Source organism: Pseudomonas sp. TE21435 (genome assembly GCF_056279265.1).
Genome location: NZ_JBWBQZ010000001.1, coordinates 3,922,613 through 3,941,657 on the forward strand (window position 1 = coordinate 3,922,613; position 19,045 = coordinate 3,941,657).

General features: G+C 64.9%; 13 protein-coding genes. 5 read left to right on the forward strand and 8 right to left on the reverse strand.

The genetic code is table 11. The features are described from left to right. Nucleotides 1-22 precede the first annotated feature (22 nt). A complete protein-coding gene (gene dibA, locus ACZ9C1_RS17750; protein ID WP_476254226.1) occupies nucleotides 23-1,918 on the reverse strand; it encodes a phosphodiesterase DibA in 1,896 nt (631 codons plus the stop codon). Nucleotides 1,919-2,068: 150 nt separating this feature from the next. On the opposite strand from dibA, the gene desA reads away from it, so the two are divergent. Continuing rightward, nucleotides 2,069-3,253 carry a delta-9 fatty acid desaturase DesA gene (gene desA, locus ACZ9C1_RS17755; protein WP_102683489.1) on the forward strand — a complete coding sequence of 395 codons (1,185 nt, stop codon included), beginning with the start codon at nucleotides 2,069-2,071 and terminating at the stop codon, nucleotides 3,251-3,253. A 141-nt stretch (nucleotides 3,254-3,394) separates the two neighbouring features. After that, nucleotides 3,395-4,384 (forward strand): GGDEF domain-containing protein, encoded by a 990-nt coding sequence (locus tag ACZ9C1_RS17760; protein ID WP_110697135.1) that lies wholly within the window; start codon nucleotides 3,395-3,397, stop codon nucleotides 4,382-4,384. A 42-nt stretch (nucleotides 4,385-4,426) separates the two neighbouring features. Here the strand turns inward: ACZ9C1_RS17760 and ACZ9C1_RS17765 are convergent, their stop codons facing one another. From ACZ9C1_RS17765 to ACZ9C1_RS17785, 5 genes are all read right to left on the reverse strand, one after another. Next, nucleotides 4,427-5,752 (reverse strand): HDOD domain-containing protein, encoded by a 1,326-nt coding sequence (locus tag ACZ9C1_RS17765; RefSeq protein WP_476254227.1) that lies wholly within the window; start codon nucleotides 5,750-5,752, stop codon nucleotides 4,427-4,429. A 135-nt stretch (nucleotides 5,753-5,887) separates the two neighbouring features. Continuing rightward, complete coding sequence (gabT, locus tag ACZ9C1_RS17770) at nucleotides 5,888-7,165, reverse strand: 4-aminobutyrate--2-oxoglutarate transaminase (protein WP_476254228.1); 1,278 nt, start codon at nucleotides 7,163-7,165, stop codon at nucleotides 5,888-5,890. 183 nt (nucleotides 7,166-7,348) lie between these two features. Then, the gene (gabD, locus tag ACZ9C1_RS17775) at nucleotides 7,349-8,791 is read right to left on the reverse strand and encodes an NADP-dependent succinate-semialdehyde dehydrogenase (protein WP_046853707.1); all 1,443 of its coding nucleotides are present in this window, start codon (nucleotides 8,789-8,791) and stop codon (nucleotides 7,349-7,351) included. Nucleotides 8,792-9,070: 279 nt separating this feature from the next. Beyond that, complete coding sequence (locus tag ACZ9C1_RS17780; RefSeq protein ID WP_476254229.1) at nucleotides 9,071-10,744, reverse strand: aryl-sulfate sulfotransferase; 1,674 nt, start codon at nucleotides 10,742-10,744, stop codon at nucleotides 9,071-9,073. A gap of 17 nt (nucleotides 10,745-10,761) precedes the next feature. Then, nucleotides 10,762-13,095, reverse strand: a complete 2,334-nt coding sequence (locus tag ACZ9C1_RS17785) for a TonB-dependent receptor (protein WP_110697127.1) — start codon at nucleotides 13,093-13,095, stop codon at nucleotides 10,762-10,764. A gap of 192 nt (nucleotides 13,096-13,287) precedes the next feature. Here ACZ9C1_RS17785 and ACZ9C1_RS17790 point away from each other — a divergent pair, with 192 nt between their 5' ends. Further along, entirely contained in the window at nucleotides 13,288-14,193 is a 906-nt protein-coding gene (locus ACZ9C1_RS17790) for a LysR family transcriptional regulator (protein WP_102683493.1), read from the forward strand. A gap of 32 nt (nucleotides 14,194-14,225) precedes the next feature. On the opposite strand, the gene ACZ9C1_RS17795 is transcribed toward ACZ9C1_RS17790, so the two are convergent. Together ACZ9C1_RS17795 and ACZ9C1_RS17800 are read right to left on the reverse strand one after the other, a co-directional pair. Continuing rightward, entirely contained in the window at nucleotides 14,226-15,131 is a 906-nt protein-coding gene (locus ACZ9C1_RS17795; RefSeq protein ID WP_102683494.1) for a TauD/TfdA dioxygenase family protein, read from the reverse strand. 28 nt (nucleotides 15,132-15,159) lie between these two features. Further along, on the reverse strand, nucleotides 15,160-16,200 hold the full coding sequence (locus ACZ9C1_RS17800; protein ID WP_476254230.1) for an ABC transporter substrate-binding protein: 1,041 nt from the start codon (nucleotides 16,198-16,200) through the stop codon (nucleotides 15,160-15,162). Between the two features lie 299 nt (nucleotides 16,201-16,499). Between ACZ9C1_RS17800 and ACZ9C1_RS17805 the strand changes: the two genes are divergently transcribed. Together ACZ9C1_RS17805 and ACZ9C1_RS17810 are read left to right on the forward strand one after the other, a co-directional pair. Then, complete coding sequence (locus ACZ9C1_RS17805; protein ID WP_476254231.1) at nucleotides 16,500-18,083, forward strand: ABC transporter permease; 1,584 nt, start codon at nucleotides 16,500-16,502, stop codon at nucleotides 18,081-18,083. Further along, nucleotides 18,080-18,943: an ABC transporter ATP-binding protein gene (locus ACZ9C1_RS17810; protein WP_111531958.1), complete on the forward strand. Its 864-nt coding sequence runs from the start codon at nucleotides 18,080-18,082 to the stop codon at nucleotides 18,941-18,943. Before ACZ9C1_RS17805 ends, ACZ9C1_RS17810 begins: the two co-directional genes overlap by 4 nt. Nucleotides 18,944-19,045: the final 102 nt, after the last annotated feature.

A 19,045-nucleotide genomic window follows, 5' to 3' on the forward strand; every position in this document is an offset into this window, starting at 1 on the left:
GGGCTTGCCCCGCGATGCGGTGTCAGCCCCAGTGCAGCTCCGCCGCCGGCACCGGCCGCCCGAACCAGTACCCCTGCCCCAGCTGGCACTGCTGCTCCAGCAGGAACCGCGCCTGCTCGGCCTGCTCCACCCCTTCGGCATGCACCTGCATGCCCATGCTTCGCGCCAAGGCGATGATCACCCGCACGATGGCAATGTCGTCTTCATCGTGGGGCAGGCCTGCCACGAAGCCCTGGTCGATCTTCAGCTTTTGCACGGGCATGCGTTTGAGCCGCAGCAATGACGAATAACCTGTACCGAAATCGTCGATGGCCAAGGTCACGCCCAGCTCGCGCAGACGATGCAGCTGTTCCAGGGCGACTTCTGGGTCTTCCATCACCGCGCTCTCTGTCACTTCGAGCTCGAGCAGCGACGGATCCAGCCCGGTATCGTGCAGCGCATCGGCCACCTGGCGGTACAGGTCACGCTGGCTGAACAGGCGACTGGAGATGTTCACCGCCACGAATGCCAGCTGCCGCCCTTCGGCCTGCCACTGCACCATCTGCCGACACGCTTGGTGCAGCACCCAGGCGTCGATTTCGGCAATCAGCCCGGTACGCTCGGCGATGGGGATGAACTCCCCGGGGGGAACCAGGCCACGCACGGGATGCTGCCAGCGCACCAGCGCCTCGACGCCGATCATCCGGGCGGTGAACAGGTCGTGCACCGGCTGGAAGAACACCCGCAGCTCCTGCTGTTCGAGCGCCCGACGCAATTCGCCGGCGGTCTCGACCCGCTGCTGGGCATGGGCGGTAAGCTCCTCGGTGTACAGCGCGTAGCAGGCGCGGCCATTGCTCTTGGCCTTGAACAGCGCCGAATCGGCGTTGCGCAGCAGCTGCTCGGCGCACAGTGCATCGTTGGGGAACAGGCTGATGCCGATGCTGGCACTGATGAACAGGCGGTTGCCCTCGAAACAGAACGGTTCTTTCAAGCGCTCGATGATCGATTGCGCCAACTTGCCTGCCTGGCCGACCTGCTGACAGCTCTCGGCCAGCACGCCGAACTCGTCTCCCCCCAGGCGCGCCAGGGTCACACCGTTGCCCAGCACCTCGCGCAGACGTTCGCTGACCAGCTTGAGCAGTTGGTCGCCAATGGTGTGGCCGAGGCCGTCGTTGATGCTCTGGAAGTGATCGAGGTCGAGCAGCAGCAAGGCGCAGCCGCGCTTGTTGGCCTGCGCCGCGGCCATCGCCTGCATGGCGCGATCATTGAACAGCAGGCGGTTGGGCAGACCGGTCAGCGGGTCGTGGTGAACGAGATAGGCCAGCTCCTGTTCGGTGTGCTTGATCACGCTGATGTCGCTGAACACTGCGACGTAATGGCTAAGCTCACCACTGTCGTCACGAATGGCGCAGATCGTCTGCCATTGCGGGTAGATTTCCCCGCTTTTACGGCGATTCCAGATTTCCCCGCTCCATTCGCCCTGCTCCGCCAGCGCGGCATAGATCTGCTGGTAGAACGGCGCTCCATGCCGCCCTGACTTGAACTTGCTCGGACGTTGGCCGATGACTTCTTCCTGCTGGTAGCCGGTAATGCGCATGAATGCCCGGTTGACGTGCACGATCAGGCCGTTGCGATCGGTCACCAGCACCCCTTCCAGAGTGCTGTCGAACACCGCCGCAGCCATGCGCAGGCGCTCGCGGTCATCGCTGCGCAGGCGCGCGCCGATACCAATGAAGTTGAGCAGGCGCGCACGTGAAACGAAGATCAGCGCGGCACTGAGCAAGACCCAGAGCACGACATTGATCTGCCGCCCCACGGCCAGGGCCAACGGATCCTCGGTCATGCCGTGCAAGACCAGCTCGGACAGCACCAGCCAGAGAATCGAAAGCAACACGTAGAGCCCGGCCATGCGCAAGGCGTCGCGAACGGAAACAGACATGTCGGGTGAATGAGCCCATGGAAAAAGAAGGGGCATTATAGGGGCTGAAACACCCTGTGACTTCCTATCCAAAAGCGCGACTGGTTTTATTTCCCCGCCAAAGGATAATGCCTGCGTTGTTCCGCCTGTTTTCCGAGGGTATTTCCCGTTATGTGGTATTACGGTCTGCTCGACTTGTCGGCCTGGCAACTGGTCGCCGTCACCCTGCTGATGACCCATGTGACCATCGTCAGCGTCACCATCTACCTGCACCGCTACTCGGCCCACCGCGCCCTGGAGCTGAACGCGGGCCTCAAGCATTTCTTCCGTTTCTGGCTGTGGCTCACCACGGCGCAGAACACCCGCGAGTGGACCGCCATCCACCGCAAGCACCACGCCAAGTGCGAAACCCCCGACGACCCGCACAGCCCGGTGCACAAGGGCCTGGGCACCGTGCTGCGCAAGGGCGCCGAGCTGTACCGGGAAGAGGCGAAAAACGAGGAAACGCTGCGCATCTACGGCAAGAACTGCCCGGACGACTGGATCGAGCGCAACCTCTACACCCGCTACAAGCTCGGCGGCATCGCCCTGATGGCGGTACTCGACCTGCTGCTGTTCGGCACCATCGGCATCACCATCTGGGCGATCCAGATGATGTGGATTCCGTTCTGGGCCGCCGGTGTGGTCAACGGTCTGGGCCATGCCGTGGGCTATCGCAACTTCGAATGCCGCGACGCCGCCACCAACCTGGTGCCGTGGGGCATCATCATTGGCGGCGAGGAGCTGCACAACAACCACCACACCTACCCCAACTCGGCGAAGCTTTCGGTACGCCGCTGGGAGTTCGACATGGGCTGGATGTGGATCCGCCTGCTGAGCCTGCTGCGCCTGGCCAAGGTGCAACGGGTGGCGCCCATCGCCCATCGGGTGGAAGGCAAGGCGTCGCTGGACATGGACACTGCCATGGCCATCCTCAACAACCGCTTCCAGATCATGGCCCAGTACCGCAAGCTGGTGATCGGCCCGCTGGTCAAGCAGGAGCTGGACAAGGTCGACACCTCGGTACGCCACCGCTTCCGCCGCGCCAAGCGTCTGCTCTCGCGGGAAACCAGCCTGCTGCAGGATCGCCACCACGTGCGCATCGAGTCACTGCTGGCCCACAGCCAGGCTCTCAAGACCATCTACGAAAAGCGCCTGGCGCTACAGCAGATCTGGGCGCGCACCAGCGCCAACGGCCACGACATGCTCGCCGCCATGAAGGACTGGGTACACGAGGCCGAGGCCAGTGGTATTCAGTCGCTGCGTGACTTCGCCGCCCAGCTCAAGACCTATTCGCTGCGCCCCAACGGCGCCTGAGCCACCGTTGATCGGCATGCCCCGCAGAGGGGCGTGCCGACCGGAACTTCCCCCCCTGCAATCGACTCAAATCCGGCATATCGCCCGCGTGGCGGGCCGGACCGTGGCCGCACGCCCATCGTCGAGAACCGTTCCGTGCTCATGGCCAAAGATCTCCCACCCACCTCTACCGGCACCCCGCGCCCCGAAGCTGCTCAAACCCTGCTCGCCCTGTTGCACGCTCAAGGCGAAGTGGCCCGCCTGAGCGAACGCGAGCAGCTGTACAGCTCGCTGCTCGACAGCGTCAATGCCGTGCTCTGGGCCTTCGACTGGGAAACCCGCCAGGTGCTCTACGTCAGCCCCGCCTACGAGCGCATTTTCGGCCGCCCGGCCAGCCTGGTGCTGGCCGACTACAACGAATGGCGCGACGCCATCTACCCGGATGACCTGGAGTACGCCGAGCGCAGCCTGGCCCAGGTGCTGGTCAAGGGCACCGTCGAGGACCGCGAGTACCGCATCCTCAACGCCGCCGGCGAGGTGCGCTGGCTCAGCGACAAGTGCTATATCAACCAGCAGCGTGAAGGCGACCAGCGGGTGATCATCGTCGGCATCGCCGAGGACATCACCGAGAAAAAACAGCTCGAAGGTGAGTTGCAGCGTCTGGCCACCACCGACGTGCTCACCCAGAGCAGCAACCGCAGGCATTTCTTCGAGTGCGCCCAGCAGGCCTTCGACAGCGCCCGCGAGGACGGCACGCCGATGGCCTTCCTGCTGCTGGACATCGACGACTTCAAGCACATCAACGACAGCTATGGTCACCAGGAAGGCGACCAGGTGCTGCAGCGCATCGCCGACAGTGGCAAGGCCGTGCTACGGCGTGGCGATCAGTTCGGGCGCATTGGTGGCGAAGAGTTTGCCGCCGTGTTCCCAGGCTGCACCGCTCAGGTGGCCGAACAGATCGCCGAGCGGCTGCAGCGGGAAATCCAGCGGTTGAGTTTCAGCCATGGTGAGCAGACCTATGGCGTCACGGTGAGCCAGGGGCTGACCGGGCTGATTGATGAAGACGAAACGCTGGACAGCCTGTTCGCTCGTGCCGATGCGGCGATGTACAGGGCCAAGCGTCAGGGCAAGAACCAGATCGTTCGCGGCTGAGGGGAGCCTGGAAAACCCACTGAACGCTGGTTTTCCAGCCTACTAAGGCTGCTTCTCTTCTCCATCGTCCTCAGTTGCGCAGGCGCTGGAAACGACCGCTGCCTCGCTCTGCGCAGCCTGCTCCTCCTGACCCTCGGCCTCCTCCCGCGCCAGCGCCTCCGGATCCACCTTGCGCAGCCGCGACAACTCCGGCAACCCCAGCTTGAGCAACCGCGCCGTCTTGCTGCCGGCGATCTTCTCCAGCCCCTCACTGGGCCTGAGTCGCGACAGTTGCCCGGCCAGGTTCATCGCCAGGATCTCCCGGGAGTAGACGCCGCCACCGAGCTGATACACCGCGGCGATCAGCTCGCGCAGGTCGAGCGGCAAGCGCCAGCGGGTGCGCAGTGCCGAGCCGAACGGTGCGCCGAACTCGTTGAGCGATAGCTCCACCTGGTCCTCGTCCAACTCGCCACCGGCCAGTCGCCACTCCTGCAAGGTGCGCAGCACCGCCAGGTCGCCCAGGCAATGCAACAAACCCGCGCAGTAACAGCGCCCTTCGTCCACTTCGAGGGTGCGCGCCAAGGTGCGTGCGTAGTCGGCGGCATGCAGCGACAGATTCCAGTAGTGCGCGGCATACCGCGCCAACAAGGGGTCGCTCAACCGCGCGCTGCGCTTGAGCGTTAGCCCGAGGATCAGGTTCATGCTCTGGGTGCTGCCAAGCTTGTTCAACGCCTGCAGCAAGGTCTGCACCGGCGCTTCGCGATGCAGCGCGGCGCTGTTGGCGGCAGCGATGAGCACGCCGGTAATCTGCGGGTCGTTGCGTACCTCTTCCTCGAGCACCTTGAGGTTCAAGCCATTTGGGTTGAGGGCGCGCTTGACCGCCACCTGCACATCGGCGAACAGTGGGCCGCCATCGGCAGTGGCGCGGCGTTGCTCGAGGTAGGCCGGCAGTTGCACGCCGGGCTGCAGCGGTGGCACCGGGCAGGCGATCTGCTCGCCCACCTCCAGCAGCAGGTTTTCCAGACGCTTGCGCAGGTTGTCCAGGTCGAGCGGCTTGCTCAGGTAGGCGGTGGGGTGCAACGGCAGCGCCTCGCGCACACTGGCGCTGTCGGTGCGGTTGCTCATCAGGATGAACGGCAGGCCGGGCTTGTCGCCCCTGGCGCGCACCTTGCGCAGCAGGTCCAGGCCATCGAGGCCGGAAAGCTCACGGGCGGCGATGATCAGGTCAGGCTTGGCCGCCAGCGCGCTCAGGGCCTGGGAGCCATCGGCACAGACCTGCAGGCGGGCGTCACAGCGCACACTGAGCAGCATTTCGCTGAGCATGTCGCGTACCCAAGGGTCACCCTCGGCGATCAAGACACAAGGGGCAACGGGGTCGGCAGCGCTCATGAGCGAGTCTCCAGAAATGACGCGCGATCCATCGCAGCTTCCACGGAATCCTCCTACAACCTTAGCGCCTGAAGCCGGCGAACGGCATAAAAAAACCCGCCGAGGCGGGTTTTTTTCTGAAACGTGTCACATATTTCAGGCCAGTTCGGCGAAACACTCTTCGATGATCGCCAGGCCTTTATCCAGCAGGGCATCTTCGGCGGTCAGCGGTACCAGGATACGCAGGACGTTGCCGTAGGTGCCGCAGGACAGCAGGATCAAGCCCTTGTCGCGAGCCTTGGCGACAACCTGGGCAACGGCGGCGGCGTTCGGGGTGTGGGTGCCTTTCTCGAAGACTTCCACGGCAATCATCGAGCCCAGACCACGGACATCGCCGATGATCGGGTGCTTCTTCTGGATTTCACGCAGGCCAGTGGTCAGGCGTTCGCCAACGGCCTTGCTGCGATCCAGCAGTTTCTCTTCCTCGAACACTTCGATCACCGCCAGGGCTGCGGCGCAAGCGATCGGCGAACCGGCGTAGGTGCCGCCCAGGCCGCCTGGGGCGATGGCGTCCATGTACTCGGCCTTGCCGCACACACCGGCCAGCGGGAAGCCGCCGGCGATCGACTTGGCGAAGGTGGTGAGGTCAGGCGCGACGCCCATCTGCTCCATGGCGAAGAAGGTACCGGTACGGCCGGCGCCGGTCTGCACTTCGTCGGCGATCAGCAGGATGCCGTGCTGGTCGCACAGGGCACGCAGGCGCTGCATCAGCTCTTTCGGCGCAGGCAGGAAGCCGCCTTCGCCTTGTACCGGCTCGAGGATGATCGCGGCGATGTCACGCGGCTCGGCGTCGTTCTTGAAGATGCGCTCGACCGAGGCGATGGCGTCGTCAACGCTGATACCGTGCAGCTCGCTCGGGAACAGGGCGCGGAAGATGCCGCCTGGCATCAGGCCCATGCCGGCGGAGTACGGCACGACCTTGCCGGTCAGGCCCAGGGTCATCATGGTGCGGCCATGATAGCCGCCAGTGAAGGCGATCACGCCAGCACGGCCGGTGGCGGCACGGGCGATCTTCACGGCGTTTTCAACGGCTTCGGAGCCAGTGGTGACCAGCAGGGTCTTCTTGTCGAAGTTGCCAGGCACCAGCTTGTTGATCTTTTCGCACAGCTCGACGTACAGCTCGTAGGCCAGCACCTGGAAGCAGGTGTGGCTGACCTTGGTCAGCTGCTCTTGTACGGCCGCGACCACTTTCGGGTGCAGGTGGCCGGTGTTCAGTACAGCGATGCCGCCGGCGAAGTCGATCAGTTCGCGGCCTTCAACGTCGATCACCGTCGAGTTCTTCGCGGTATCGACGAAGATCGGGTGGATCTGGCCAACGCCACGTGGGACGGCGGCGACACGACGTTGCATCAGGGATTCGTTGGTCTTGCTCATAGTGCCCTCAATTGCGCCGGTTCTGCGGCGCTTTTATTCGGGGGTGGCTGGACGCAGGCGTGCACAGTATTCGTTGATCGACTGTCACACATGCCCTGGCCACCGGGTACCGCTATGTCAAAAAGGCCAGCGAGACGTCGCTCTCGCGCCCCGCTGGCAGAGGTAAAAGCGTTTACCTGGCGATCAGACGCTGATGCACAGGTATTTGATCTCGAGGTAGTCCTCGATGCCGTACTTGGAACCTTCGCGGCCCAGGCCCGACGCCTTGATGCCGCCAAACGGGGCGACTTCGTTGGAGATCAGGCCGGTGTTGATGCCGACCATGCCGTACTCCAGGGCCTCGGCGACGCGGAACACGCGGCTCATGTCACGGGCGTAGAAGTACGAGGCCAGGCCGAACTCGGTGTCGTTGGACATGGCGATGACTTCGGCCTCGTCCTTGAAGCGGAACAGCGGCGCCAGCGGGCCGAAGGTCTCTTCCTTGGCGACGGCGGCGGTTTTCGGCACGTCGACCAGGATGGTCGGCTCGAAGAAGTTGCCTTCGATGAGCTTGCCACCGGACAGCACCTTGGCGCCCTTGGCGACGGCGTCCTCGATGTGCTCCTGGACCTTGGCGACAGCCTTGCCGTCGATCAGCGGGCCAGTGGTGGTGCCTTCTTCCAGGCCGTTGCCGATCTTCAGCTTGGCCACGGCGGCTTTCAGCTTCTCGGCGAACGCATCGTAGACGCCGTCCTGCACGTAGATACGGTTGGCGCAGACGCAGGTCTGACCGTTGTTGCGGTACTTGGAGATGATCGCGCCCTCGACCGCCTTGTCCAGGTCGGCGTCGTCGAACACGATGAACGGCGCGTTGCCGCCCAGCTCCAGGGAAACTTTCTTGATGTCCTTGGCGCACTCTTCCATCAACTGGCGACCAATTTCGGTCGAGCCGGTGAAGGACAGCTTGCGCACCAGGGAGTTGCCGGTCAGCTCGGAGCCGACTTCGCCGGCGCTGCCGGTGATCACGCTCAGCACGCCAGCCGGGATGCCGGCACGGGTGGCCAGTTCGACCAGGGCCAGGGCAGAGTACGGGGTCTGCGAAGCGGGCTTGAGCACCATGGTGCAACCGGCGGCCAGGGCCGGGCCGGCTTTGCGGGTGATCATCGCGGCCGGGAAGTTCCACGGGGTGATGGCGGCGGTGACGCCGATCGGCTGCTTGATGACGATCAGGCGCTTGTCCGGCTGGTGGCCTGGGATGACGTCGCCGTAGACACGCTTGGCTTCTTCGGCGAACCACTCGATGAACGAGGCGGCATAGGCGATTTCGCCCTTGGCTTCGGCCAGTGGCTTGCCCTGCTCGGTGGTCATCAGGCGGGCCAGGTCGTCCTGGTGCTCGATCATCAGCTCGAACCAGCGGCGCAGCTTGCCGGCACGCTCTTTGGCGGTCAGTGCGCGCCAGGCCGGCAGCGCCTTGTCGGCGGCCTCGATGGCGCGGCGGGTTTCGGCGGCGCCCATCTTCGGCACGCTGCCGATCACTTCGCCGGTGGCCGGGTTGGTCACCTTGATGGTCTGACCGCTGTCCGCATCCAGCCATTCACCATTGATGAAGGCCTGCTGGCGGAACAACTGAGCGTCTTTGAGCTGCATGTCGGCTTCCCTTTACTGCGAATTTTGATTGTTGAAAAGGCGCCCTCGATGCGGGGGCGGCCGTCAGGAATTCGTGCACCAGGGTGTTCGACGCCTGGGTGCCGAGCGTTTGAAATCTCAAACGGAATGCTAAGCGGGCGCTAGGGGGTTGGACAATAGGCTGTTCGAAAAAAAGAACGAGTGGTCGGAATTCAGATCAGTGGAAATGCATCGCGGGGCAAGTCGCATCGGCGCACCGATGCGACTTGCCCCGCGATAGGGCCCTGGAAGGTTAGTCCATCAGAACGCCTTGTCGAGGTCGATCACCAGCGCCCGGTAGCCCACGCTGCCCGGCTGGCGACTGTGCACTTTCAGCTCCACCGCCACCTCCTGGGTGCCGCGACGCACTTCATTGAGCACGCTGGTCGTCAGCTTCTCGGGCGTCAGGAAGTTAACCGAAGCCGAATAGATGAACTGGGTATCGGTATCGGCCCGATACGCCACCACCGAGGTGATCGGGCTGTACCACTCGTCACCCCGCTCCTTGCCGTACTGCCACACCTGCTCGACCGTGCCCTTGGCCTCGTCGATCTTGTACTCCACCGCCCGGCTGTAGTTGCCCGCCAGCTTGGTCGGGCCGAAGTCCCGGCCCCAGCCGTTGTCGAACACGGTCAGCGTGCCGCGCCCGGTCAGCCAGGCGGTGTGCTGGGTCCAGGACCATTCGAAGCCCTCGCCCACGGGTTTGAGCACCTTGTCCTGCAGGCGCGCCGGCCAGCCCTGGGGCGCAGCAAGAATCCACTTCACCTGCTTGTCGCGACCGATCTTCACCACGCCCTGGTGCCGTGCTGAAACGATGATGCTGTCGTCATCGGCGTCGTAGTCGATGGCGTTGACGTGGGCCCAGTTGCGTCCGGTACCGACGCCGGGAGTGTCGCCGAACGGCAGGTCGCCTTCGGCCAGCTCGTTGGCCAGGCGCTCGTCCTGTTTCTGCACGCCGTCCGGCAGCTGGATCGCGGCCTTGCCCAGGGTTTCCAGCAGCTCGCCGCGGTACGGGTCGAGGATCTGGTTCAGGTCCCAGAAGTCGAGCACGTCGCCGGCCTCGTTGACCTCGATGATATGGTCGCGGATCGAGCGCACGCGCTTGCCATCCGGGCGGCGGTAGTCGCTGGTGCCGACCCGCAACAGGTAGGTGCCGTTGGGGGTCTCGCGGATCTCGTGGGAGAAGTCGGCGAACTTGTCCGGCAGGTTGCGCTGCCAGATACGCCGGCCAAGGAGGTCGTACTTGGAATAGGTCTGGCCCTGGCCCCAGATCAGCTTGCCGTCGCGGGTCTGGTGGAAGCCCATGGTTCCGCCCAGGCCGTCGCGGTGGTTGGAATCGTGGATCTGCTCGATATCGAGGTACCAGCGCACATCGCCGTTGCTGTCGGCGATCCAGTTGTTGCCCACCGAGTCCCACTCGGCGGCACCGCCCAGACCGTTCCATTTGAAGGCCCGGCCACCGGGGATGTCTGCCAGCAGGTGATTGAACAGGTACAGGCGCTGTTCGAAGCCGGGCGCGACCTTGACCGGTTCGACCTCGGGCAGCGCCGCAGTCTGCTTTGCCACCACCGGCAGGCGCACCGCCGGGGCGTAGATCTCGTAACGCTCGCGAATGCGCTCACCCTCGAGCTTGTAGCTCACCTCCACCTGGTTGACGTGGTCCGGATACAGGCCGAACACCGGAATGCCGCCGTAGGTCCACAGCGAGCGGTCGGACACGTCGTAGACAATATCGATACCGCGCTCGCCACGCCCCAGCACGCGAACGTGAGCGGCGCCAAGGCTGCGGCCGCCGTCGCGGATGATCGCGGTCAGCGGCGCCAGGCGATACGGGTTGACCACCACGTCGCCGAGCAGGGCTTCGTCGCGGTCGGGCACCTTGGCGGTGAGGCAGGCGCCTTCGGGCAGGTCGTGGGGTTGGGTCTTGGCGTTCATGGCAAAGCTCCTTGTGCTCAGAAGTCGTAACGGGCGGTGGCGCCCACGGTGCGCGGCGTGCCAAGCACCCCGGCATAGCCACCGTTGGCGGAGTTCCACAGGCTGGTGAAGTAGGTCTTGTCGCCGGCGTTCTTCACCCACAGCGACAGGTCGAGCACGCCGTCGCCCTGGTCCAGGCGCACGCCGGTGGACAGGTTGACGATGGCGTAGCTGGGGATCTGGCCGTAGTCGGAATCGTCGATGGTGCCGACGGCCCTGGAGCGGAAGGCGTAGCTGGCAGTGACGTAGGGCTCGATACGCTCGGTCAGCTGCCACTTGTACTGGCCGTTGAGGTTGGCGATGTACTTTGAGGCGCCGACCACCTGGTGGCCGGACAGATCGCAAGTGGCCGCGGCATTGGCCAGGCTCACCTCCGGCGGGCACGGTGCGTCGTCGTACTCGGTGTAGCGCACGTCGTTCCACGAGCCATTGAAATTCACGGTCAGGCCGCGGACCGGCAGGGCCGTGGCCTCGAACTCCAGGCCTCGCGAGCGCACGCTGCCGGCGTTGGCCAGGTACTGCACGCGGTTGGCCTCGTCATAGACGTTGGCCTGGTAGCCGTGCACTTCGGTCCAGAACAGGTTGGTGTTGAGCTGCAGGCGGTTGTCCAGCAGCGTGCTCTTGATGCCGAGTTCGGCGTTGTTGGCGCGTTCGGTACCCACCAGTAGCGAGTCGGTGCCCAGCCGTGGCGCGGCGCCGACGGTGAGGTTGACGCCGCCGGACTTCTCGCCGTGGGACAGGCTGGCATAGCCCAGCACCGCGTCGCTGAAGCGGTAGCTCAGGCTGAGCAGCCCGGAAGGGGCGAAGCTGTACTGGTTGAGGTCACCTGAATCGTAGGCGCCCACCCTGCCCTGGCGCGCCGCGGCCGCCGCACCGGTCACGGCCGCGCCGCCGGACGGCGCGTCGCGGGTCACCCAGGCGCTTTTCTCTTCGTAGGTACCCCGCACGCCAGCGGTGAAATCCAGGCGCTCGGTCAGGTGCCAGGTGCCCTGGGCGAACAACGCGTAGCTGTCGGTATCGATATGGCCGTTGCCGATTGTGGTGACGTTGGCCAGGGCGCCAGCCGGGGTCAGGTTCCAGATGTCGGCTTGCGGTCCGTTGTAGGTGAACGATTTGTTGTCCAGATCCTGCTTGAAGTAATAGGCGCCGAGCACATAGTCGAAGAAGCCGCCGGTGGGCGAAGCCAGGCGGATTTCCTGGGAGTACTGCTTGTCGCGCACCGAGACCCCGGCGCTGTGGAACACCGGCACGTTGAGGCCGTCGTCGTTGCGCGGCGTGAAGTCCCACCAGCGGTAGGCGGTGATCGAGGTAAGGGTGAAGTCGTTGGGCAAGGTCCAGTTGGCTTCCACCGAGGTTCCACCCTGGAACACCTTGACCATCTGGTCGGCGTCGAAGTTGACCTTGCGGTCCTTGCCCGACACCAGGGTTGCGCCGGCCTGGGCGGCCAGGCTCTCGTAGCGGTTCACGCCATTGATGGTCGGGCCGGTGCTGTAGAGGCTGAGGATACCGTTGTCGGAGTTTTCTTCGTTGTATTCGCCGATCCAGCGCAGGTTGAAGGTTTCGCTGGGCTTGAACAGCAACTGGGTGCGAAAGCCCTGGCGTTTGCCGCCGTTGAGGTCATGTCCGTTGTAGACGTTCTTCACATAGCCGTCGTCCTCGGTGTGGTAAGCACTGATGCGCCCGGCGAGGGTGTCGGTCAAAGGACCGGAGAAACTGCCCTGGGTCTGCCAGTAGCCATCTTCGCCCAGCGACGACTGCACGCTGCCCTCTTGGTGGAAAGTCGGCTTGCGCGTGGTGATGTTGAGCACACCGGCTGTGGTGTTCTTGCCGAACAGCGTCCCCTGCGGGCCACGCAGCACTTCCAGCTGCTCGACATCGAGCAGGTCGAACACCGCCATGCCCGGGCGGCCGAGGTAGACGTTGTCGAGGTAGATCCCGACGCTGCCTTCCAGGCCATCGCTGGCCGGGTTGTTGCCCAGGCCGCGGATGGAGATGCTCGATTGGCGGGCGTGCACATAGGCGACGTTGGTGCTCGGCACCAGTTGCTGCAAATCCTGCACGCGGTAGATGCGCTGGGTCTCGAGGGTTTCGCTGCCCAGCACACTGATCGGCGTGGGCACGCTCTGCGCGGTCTCTTCGCGTCGCCGGGCATTGACGGTGACGGTGCCGAGCTGGGCTTCCTGCGTCACGGCTGGGGCGGCGTTGGGCTCATCGGCAAAGCTGCTGCCGGAAGCGGCCAGCAGCACTCCAGCCGCCAGGGGTTGCAGGGCGAACAACGAGGCGCGCGCGGGCCAACGGGAAAGTCGGGACATGCAGATGCTCCTTGAGGCAAGGGCCCAGGCGAGCATTTCCGTTGGCGGAACCGAATCGCGGTCAGGCTGGCTTATATTCTTTTAAGAAATATAAATATTTGTAATTCATATTTTGTGGAATAAGAGACTCCCTTTATAAGGTTCCCAACCCTTCCCAGCAATTGCATTCCACCGAAAGTTTCCATGTAGAAAATGCATATCGACCTGCGCCAGCTCCGCCACTTCATCGCCCTTGTCGAGCACCGCAGCTTCGTCGCTGCAGCGGCTGCGGTGAACCTTTCGCAATCGGCTTTCAGCCGCAGCATCCAGACGCTGGAGCACAACGTCGGCTGCCGCCTGGTCGACCGCGCCAGCAAGGAACTGGCGCCGACCCGCCAGGGCCTGCTGGTGCTGGAGCATTCGCGGCGCCTGGTGCATGGGGCGCACAACCTGGTCAACGAGATCAATCAGTTCAATGGCGCCACCACCGGCGTGGTGCGCTTTGGTTCGGGGCCGGCGCCCGCCGGCGGGCTGGTGCCGCGGGCGGTTGCACGCTTCATCGCCGAGTACCCGGCGGCGCGCACCTGCTTCCAGGTGGACAATTGGCAGGCCTTGAACCGCCGGCTGATCGCCGAGGAGATCGAGTTCTTCGTCGCCGACACCCGCCAGTTCGAAGCCGACCCGGATTACCAGGTGCACAAGCTCACGCCCCAACGCTGGCACTTCTGCTGCCGCGCCGGGCATCCACTGACCGAGCGTGGCGAAGTGCGCGCGCAGGACCTGTTCGACTATCCGCTGGCGACCACCTTCCGCCCGCCGAACATCCGCAAGATCCTCAGCGACCTCAGTGGGCGGCAGGACTTCCTGCCCAGCGTGGAATGCGAGCATGGCTATGCGCTGCTCAATGTAGTGCAGCACTCGGACACCATCGGCATCGCCTGCAGCGCGAACCTGCGACCTTACGAAGGGTTGGTGGCGCTCAAGCTGGCGGACCTGGCACCGGAACAGGAAGAGGCGTTCTACACCCGCTATGGGGTGGTGAGCCGGGTGGGGTATGGCTTGTCGGCGCTGGCGCAGGGATTGGTGAGGCAGTTGGTGGCCTGTGACGTCGAGTTGTAGCGAACAGGGGCCGCTTTGCGGCCCCAACGGTCTCAGCCCTTGCGCGTGGTCCGGCTCAGTTGCCCATCCACGCCCACCGGCACCTCGCCGGCCAGGGTCACCCGACGCACGATGCGCGGCTGCGTACCGTAGTCATCCACCGCATAGTGCTGGGTCGCGCGGTTGTCCCAGATCGCCACGTCCCCGGCCTGCCAGCGCCAGCGCACGGTGTTTTCCAGGCGTGTCACATGCCCCTGCAGCACCGCGAACAGATGCTGCGAGTCGGCCAGCGAATAACCCTTGATACGTTTGACGAAATGCCCCAGTTGCAACACACGCTCGCCACTGACCGGATGCACGCGCACCACCGGGTGCTCGGTCTCGTACACCGTCGAAGTGAACACCTTGCGATAGCGCTCCAGCTTGGCCGGATCGACATCAGGTTTCGCACTGGCGTAGTCGTACTCGTTGCTGTGCACCGCCCACAGCTGGTCGGCCAGGGCGCGCAGCGGTTCGGGCAGTTCCTGGTAGGCCGCGGCGGTGTTGGCCCACACCGTGTCGCCACCGGAGGCCGGCGCCACCACGCTGCGCAGGATCGAGGCCTTGGGATAGGCATCGACGAAGGTCACGTCGGTGTGCCAGGAGTTGGCCCGCTGCCCCTCGGCGCCATCGAGCTGGAGCAGGTAGCTGGTGCCATCGACCACGGGCACCGTGGGGTGGGCGATGGGGTCGCCGAGCCGTTGGGCGAAGGCTTCCTGCCCTACGTCATCCAGATGCTCCTGGCCTCGGAAGAAGATCACCTTGTACTGCACCAGCGCCGCCTGGATGGCGTCGACGGTGGTCGGGTCGAGGTCGGCAGACAGCTTGATGTTGCGGATCTCGGCGCCGATGCGCCCGGCAACGGGGTGGATGTCGAGTTCGAGGGTTTGCGGCGCGGTGGCCAGTGCGGCGTTGCTCATGGTCGTGCTCCTCAGGGTTGTTGTCGGGTCAGCGGGCGGCCTGGGTGGCCTGGTCCTGTTGCAGGGCGTGGTCGATGAAGCGTGGTTCGATCCAGTCGGTTACCTGGAAGCCACGGCGGATCAGGCGCTCCTTGGTGGCCAGGTCGACGCCCTGTTGCAGCAGGCCGACGAAGCCAGCGTCCAGGCGTGGGTCGAAGTATTCGGCAAGGTTTTCCTCGGCCAGGTCGTCGCGCAGGATCGACTTTGGCCAGTTGGCGGTATTGGCCACCAGGTCCACGTAGGCTTCGCGATTGCGCTCATCGCGCAGCCACTTCGCCGCCTGTTCCTGGGCGTTGACCAGGCGCTGCACCAGGTCGGGGTACTGGCGAATGAACGCGCCGGTGCCGAGCAGCACCGCTTGAGTACTGCCGGCCCCTTGCAGGTTGCGTGAGTTGACCGGCAACTCGACCAAGCCCCGCTCGCGCAGCGACAGCAGGTTGGACAGGCCCCAGGTGGCGTCGATCTGCTTGGCGGCCAGGGCGGCATTGGCGGCGTTGAAGTCGAGGTTGATGACTTTCAGCTCACGCTCGGACAGCCCCTGGCTGGCCAGGGCACTGGCGAACGACAGCTGGTTGGCGGTGCCGCGGAACACTGCCACGCGCTTGCCCTTGAGATCCTGCAGGCTGTGGATGCCCGAGCCCGGAACTACGCCGAGGTAGCTCTTCACACCGCGCACCCCAGCCGACAACACGCGGGTGTCGAGGCCGCTGGCCTTGCCGATGATCGCGGCCAGGTCGCCCAGGTAGGCGAAGTCCGCCTGGCCGTTGGCCAGGGCTTCGTTGACCACGGGGCCTGCGCCCTTGAAGAAGCGCCAGTCGATGCGGATGCCGTCCTTGGCAAACTCCTTCTCCAGCAGTTGCTGATCGCGCAGCACATCCACCACGCCGCCGGCACTGGGCTTGCTGCCAGCGCTGAGGTCGGGCACGGCGATACGGATCACATCCGGCTGGGCGGCATGCGCTGCCACGGGCACGGCACTCAACAAGGCGGCGAGCAACGGGCTGAGCAGGTGGCGGAAGATGGTTTTCATGGCAAGGCTCCTTGGCAGGCTGCCACCGGCGATGGCCGGCGCTATGGGCCAGAAGCTAGGCAGGTCCGGTTAGAACCTACAAAGATCAAAACTTCATTTTTTAGTAACCAGAAGACATAAACCAGGCGCCATGCGGGCCTGCGACGGGCTTGCAGGAAACGCATGGAAAATATGAGGAAAACGCAACGGGACGGGGCTTTCGCATGCACCGACCGCATGCTCTTATCTCTCGAATACTATTTATGTGAATTTTTAATTCCATAAATGAATAAACAAGGAACGGTTTGGGAGATGCCCCGATGAGCGAAGTCTTGAGCGCAAGTCTGCGGCGCCTGTGGCGGCCGCTGAGCGGCCCTTTCGCGACGCAAGGCCGCTCCTATCTGCCGTGGATCGTGCCGTTGGCGGTGGCGGCCTTGTGGGTCGTCGCCAGCCGGGAGCACTGGATGAGCGAACAGATCCTGCCCGCCCCCGCGCTGGTCTGGCAGAGTGCGCTGGAGTTCGGCTCCGGCGAACTCTGGGGCCACCTGTGGATAAGTCTGCAGCGCCTGATCTGGGGGCTGCTGGCAGGAGTCGCCAGCGGCCTGCTGCTGGGCACTTGGCTGGGCGGGTCGCGACGGGCGCAGACTCTGGTGCTGCCCACCTTCGTCGCCCTGGCGCAAATCCCCACACTGGCCTGGATCCCGCTGTTCATGCTGTTCTTCGGCATCGGCGAGCTGCTCAAACTGGTAGTGCTGGTCAAGGCGGTGGTGGTGCCGGTCACGCTGCACACCCTGGTCGGCGTGCGCGACGCCCAGCCCAAGCTGCGCGAGGCCGCCGCCGTCCTGCGCCTGCCCTCTCACCTGCTGTTCCTGCGCCTGTTGCTGCCCGCCGCGCTGCCGGCGTTTCTCGCCGGTGTGCGACTGGCCTTGGCCACTGGCTGGACCTCGCTGCTGGCTGTGGAACTGCTGGCCTCCAGCGAAGGCATCGGCTACCTGATGGTCTGGGGGCGGCAGTTGTTCATGCTCGACCTGGTGTTCCTCTGCATCCTGCTGATCGGCCTGGTCGGCGCACTGATGGATCGCGGCTTCTCGCGCCTGGAACGCAGCCTGTTGCACTGGCCGCAACCGGCCACTGGCGAGCAGTTGCGCGGCCAGGTGCCACGGGGCTGGCAAAGCCTGCTGCTGCCTGCAGGGCTGTTGCTGCTGTGGCAGGCCGCCAACAACCTGGGCTGGGTCGATGCCAACATCCTCTCTTCACCGCTGGATGTGCTGCGCAGCCTGTACGCAGGCCTGCTCGACGGTTCGTTACCCGAGGCCCTGGGCCTGAGCCTGCAACGCACCCTGGTCGGTCTGTTCATCGGCGGTGGCGCGGGATTCGCCCTGGGCCTGCTGTTGGGCCTGTCAGCCAACGCCGAGCGCTTGCTCGGCCCGAGCCTGTCGGCGTTGCGCCAGGTGGCGCTGTTCGCCTGGGTGCCGCTGCTGACCGCCTGGTTCGGCCTGGGTGAAGGCGCCAAGCTGGTGTTCGTCGCACTGGCGGCGTTCTTCCCGATGCTGATCGCCACCCAACGCGGCATCGCCAGCCTCCCGCCACAGTTGGGCGAGGCGGCGCAGGCCCTGCGCCTGGACCTGCCGCACCGGCTGCGTCTGCTGGTGTTGCCCGGCGCCGCCCCGGCGATCTTCGCCGGGCTGCGCCTGTCGCTGATCTATGCCTGGCTCGGCACTATCGGCGCCGAGTACTTCATGCCCTCGGACGGCGGCATCGCCAGTCTGATGATCGGCGCCCAGCAATTGTTCCGCATGGACCAGGTGATGGCCGCCATGGTTCTGATCGGCCTGGTCGGCGCCCTGCTCGGCCACCTCGGCCAACGCCTTGAATCACGCGCCACGCGCTGGAGATCCGCATGAACGCTTTCATCACCCCGGCCCTGCACGCGGCCAACCAAGCTGATGCCACACCGCCGCTGGTCAGCTTCGAGAAAGTCGGCAAGACCTTCAGCGTCGACGGTCAGTCGTTCGAAGCCATTCGCGACTTCGACCTGTCGATCGAACAGGGCGAATTCATCGCCATCGTCGGCTCGTCCGGCTGCGGCAAGTCCACCCTGCTGCGCCTGCTGGTGGGCCTGGACAACGACTACAGCGGCCAGATCCGCGTCGATGGCCAGCCGGTCAACGGCATCGGCGGTGAACGCGGCATCGTGTTCCAGGAGCACCGCCTGTTTCCCTGGCTGACGGTGGCGCAGAACATCGGCCTGGGCCTGGTCAACGACAAGCTCACCCAGGGCGAGCGCGCCCGTCGGGTGCATGAATTCGTGCACCTGGTGGGGCTGGTCGGTTTCGAATCGGCCTACCCGCACCAGCTCTCCGGTGGCATGGCCCAACGCGTGGCGATCGCCCGGGGGCTGGTGGCCAGCCCGCGCATCCTGCTGCTCGACGAGCCGTTCGGCGCCCTGGATGCACTGACCCGCCAGCAGTTGCAGGACGAGTTACTGGCAATACGTGAGCGTTCTGGGGTGACCGTTCTGCTGGTGACCCACGATGCCGAAGAGGCAACCTACCTGGCCGACCGGGTGGTGGTGCTGGAACCGCGGCCGGGGCGGATCAAGGCGGTGGTGGAAGTTGGGCTGTCGCATCCGCGCCAACGCACCGGGGTGGCACTGCATGGCTTGCGCGAGAAGGTGCTGCACCAGATTACCGGGGATGGCGGCTATCTGCGGCCGGTGGTGCATAGGGTGGAGGGGTTGCGGCCGGAGTTGATTGCGCTCTAGGGGTGGGTTGCCTGTACCGGCCTCATCGCCGGCAAGCCGGCTCCCACAGGGTATTGCCTTGCTTTTGTGGGAGCCGGCTTGCCGGCGATGAGGCCGGTGCGG